This window comes from Johannesbaptistia floridana (assembly GCF_057440575.1).
In genome coordinates, this window is record NZ_JALKVM010000060.1 from 1 (window position 1) to 3,739 (window position 3,739).

General features: G+C 39.4%; 2 protein-coding genes. Both read right to left on the reverse strand.

Annotated elements, in window-relative coordinates:
• Positions 1-442 precede the first annotated feature (442 nt).
• On the reverse strand, positions 443-1,822 hold the full coding sequence (locus MW688_RS04390) for an aldehyde dehydrogenase (protein WP_486734701.1): 1,380 nt from the start codon (positions 1,820-1,822) through the stop codon (positions 443-445).
• A gap of 382 nt (positions 1,823-2,204) precedes the next feature.
• Positions 2,205-3,269, reverse strand: coding sequence for a tocopherol cyclase family protein (locus MW688_RS04395; RefSeq protein ID WP_486734702.1), 1,065 nt, complete (start codon positions 3,267-3,269; stop codon positions 2,205-2,207).
• Positions 3,270-3,739 lie beyond the last annotated feature (470 nt).

Genomic DNA, 3,739 nt, shown 5'->3' on the forward strand with positions numbered 1-3,739 from the left:
GCGCAAGCCGAAGATAAGGGCGCAAGCCGAAGATAAGGGCGCAAGCCGAAGATAAGGGCGCAAGCCGAAGATAAGGGCGCAAGCCGAAGATAAGGGCGCAAGCCGAAGATAAGGGCGCAAGCCTTGCGCCCCTACTAAAAACGGTTATTTTCTCACTTGATATGAAAGTAAATGTAGGGTGCGTTACAATACTGCTTTTGTTAAGAGAAAATTATTGATTAGAGTAAGGTTGAAAGGAGATTAATTACAAAGCCAAAAACCCCTCTGTTGAAGCTCCCTGCTCCGGTGCTTTCTCAAAATAAATATGTTTGATTCTTATCCGAGCAGTATTGCTCAGGGCTGTTTCGTTCATTTTTTATTTCAAAATGTAACGTTTTAACAGTAGACTTTTTACTATGTTTTTTGAAAGAAAAATAAATCCCTTTTTTTCCTCAGGTCTTACCTAACTAAAGAACATTTTTTTGAAATTTGCAACTTTGTCTTTATAGGGAGCATATCTCCAGTTTAAATCAAAGAGAAAATATCTTTTTAATACACTCTTTTGATGAGAAAAGGTATTAAAACTAGCAAATCCGTGATAATTTCCCATGCCGCTATTGCCTACGCCGCCAAAGGGTAACTCATTCACTGCTAGGTGAAGAAAGGTATCATTGACACAAACACCTCCAGAAGAAGTGCTTCTTACCACTTTTGTCTGTAAATCTTTATCTTTAGAAAATAGATACAAAGCTAGTGGTTTAGGACGACTATTGATAATATCTAAAGCTTCATCAATATGTTCATAGTCTAGTATTGGCAGAATTGGGCCAAATATTTCCTCTTCCATTAAAGGAGAATCGAGACTAACATTATCGATAATTGTTGGGGCTATATACCTTTGTTGTGCATCTGTTTCCCCCCCGACTAAAACCTCTTCACCATCTAATAATTTAGTTAAGCGTTGAAATTGACTGTCGTTAATTATTCGGGGATAATCAGGACTAGAGGCGGGGTCTTTTCCATAAAATTGAGTTATGCAGTTTTTTATCTCTTCTAGTAATTTTGCCTTGATTGTTTTATTGACTAGCAGATAATCTGGGGCTACACAAATTTGACCTGCATTCATAAATTTACCCCAGGTAATCCTTTTTGCTGTTTCGGTGAGATTGATATCTCTATCTACAATACAGGGACTCTTGCCACCGAGTTCGAGGGTTACAGGTGTTAGATTTTTAGCCGCAGCTTCCATGATTATCTTACCAACTCTCGTACCACCTGTAAAAAAGATGTGGTCAAATTTTTCAGCTAGTAATTCTTGAGAAACTTCTACTCCTCCTTCTACAGCAGCGATATACTCAGAGGGAAATGTCTCCTCAATCATTTTAGCAATTACTTGGGAGGTATGAGATGCTATTTCTGATGGTTTTAGTATAGCGCAATTACCCGCAGCGATCGCCCCTAGGAGTGGAGAAATCATTAAGGAAACGGGATAATTCCATGGACCGATAATTAATACTACTCCCAGAGGTTCTGGCTGTATATAGGCTGAGGCTGGAAATACTGTGACTGGAGTATTAACCTTTTTGGGTTTTACCCATGAGTTTAGATTAGCAAGGAAATAATCGATTTCTTTGATAACAGTTAATTCAAAATAAGCTTCAAATTCTGGCTTATGTAAATCTGCGTCTAAAGCCTCTAGTATTTTCTCCCCATTGTCTTTGATTGCTTTTTTTAGTTTCTCTAATTGTTGACGGCGGAAACTAATATCTTTGGTTTTGCCTGTAGCAAAAAATTTTCTTTGCTGAGAAATAATCTCGGTAATAGGTGTGCTTGTTGTTAACATACGAGTATGTAAATAGATAGTTTATCTTGAAAACGGGACTGGCCGGATTTGAACCGGCGACCTAGCGCTTCAGATTTGTGTGAGTTTCCCCACTCTCTGGACTATTCCTTCACCATAGATTTAGCTTCCTTAGGTGGTGGCCGTTATGTTGTTGATAGATTAATATTTTTTCCCCTGATTTTATCAACAACCAGTCTCTGCACCTTCTCTATCCAGGGTTATAGAGCTTGGCTCAAGATTACCCTATTTAGTCTTACTAAACTTAGGCTTCCTTGAATTTGACCACATTCACATAACGCGGTTTCCCAGCATTGTGCCCGATGATTCAGGAGGCGCTTGCTCTATCCTGCTGAGCCACAGCCCCTTTTTTCTTTTTATTATACTAAAATTTTTTCCAGGTTTGGGACCAGGACTCTCCCCCTATTTCTAAACCACACAAGGAACTTTCTGCTTTTACTATGGTTTTCCCGGTGATTGTTTTCAGAATCAGTTCTAGTTTGCCCTTCATGGTATCTCGGCAAGCAAAAATCAATCCTTGTTCTGTAGGCGCTCGCAAGGGAGTACCAGGTCTTTCTGTTGTTCCCATTATTTCAACCTTATATTGAGAATTTTCTCCCTGCATTTTCCATTTTCCCCAAGGGGTAATTTCCCACTTAATTGAAGAATTCCAGGGCACAAATTCATAAAAATTTCCCTGGTAATGGATGCCAATCAATGCTACTGATTCCATCCACCACAATACTCCCCGACGACCTCCACCTGCTGTTAAAGCTAAATCATCAGTTTCAGTAAAACTATTACAATTTAACCAAAACCATTTTTCTGGGAAAGACCGCCCCCAGTTTTTCTCTCCATAGGCGGGGGCTTGGTTAAATTCGTAAACTTTTCCATTCCAGTCAATATAACCAGTGGCTAAACCGTGAGCCATCAATATTTGCCAACCCGGTTCAAAAATAGGTAAATAAGCTAACACTCCTCCCGTTGATAGTTGAGGGCGATGAGGATTTCCCCAGCCATAAACTGGTTCGATTTCATAGTACCACTGGCAATAATTACCTGTGCTGGGATCTTTGATTAAGCCTTGATTAAATTTATCAGTGGCTTGATAACCTTGGTCAATTTTTTCTCTAAATATCTCAGGAGAGACTAATTGGGGTTTTGTCTTTAGTTTATTTTCTCCCCAATGTCCTAAAGCTAGTTCTTGATTGTCTGCCCAAAAGCTTCCTACATCAGCAAAGGTACGCCACAAATATTCATCCCTCGGTCCCAGTATTTGGGCACAACCACCGCTATGAGCTTGTTTTCCTATTGGATCCTCTATTGAGTACATGAAGGCAAATGTTTCTTTTTCTTGCGCAAGAGTAACCCGATAGTACCAACCCTCAAAAAAGCGATCGCTTCTTCCATCCCAATGATATCCCCTTGATGGTGTTTTTATTTTATTCATGCTTCCTTACTAGCTTAAAATCCTCTTATATATTGACACCTCTAATTTGCTTTGGGTGAAAGCCATGAGGGTACTTCCGAGATTGCCTAATCTTCACACCTGTAGTAATTGTAGGGCTTACCGCGAAGCGTATCCCTAATTTATCGCTTGAAGAATGCGCGAATGAAGAATTAAAGGCAATCCCATTCCTTATTTATTTATTTTATACTTAGTTTATACTACAATAGGGGCGAACTCCCCCCTACGAATAGTATAACTTAATGACTAGATAATTGTCAAGAAGAATTAACAATGAAGTACTTGTAGTAGTAGTGTGCGGATTAGCTGTCGTTATCTTTGGTCAATCACAATGCCAGATAACGGATTGCCGTAACGCACCCATAGATGAGTAATGAGTAATGAGTAATGAGTAATGAGTAAGAAGGTAGCCTGTAGGTTGGGTTGAGGCACGAAACCCAACATTATATTAG

What these genes read in the sequence shown, in the direction of transcription:
- MW688_RS04390 (WP_486734701.1), bottom strand. Translation starts at nt 1,822, where the DNA reads ATGTTAACAACAAGCACACCTATTACCGAGATTATTTCTCAGCAAAGA.
- MW688_RS04395 (WP_486734702.1), bottom strand. Translation starts at nt 3,269, where the DNA reads ATGAATAAAATAAAAACACCATCAAGGGGATATCATTGGGATGGAAGA.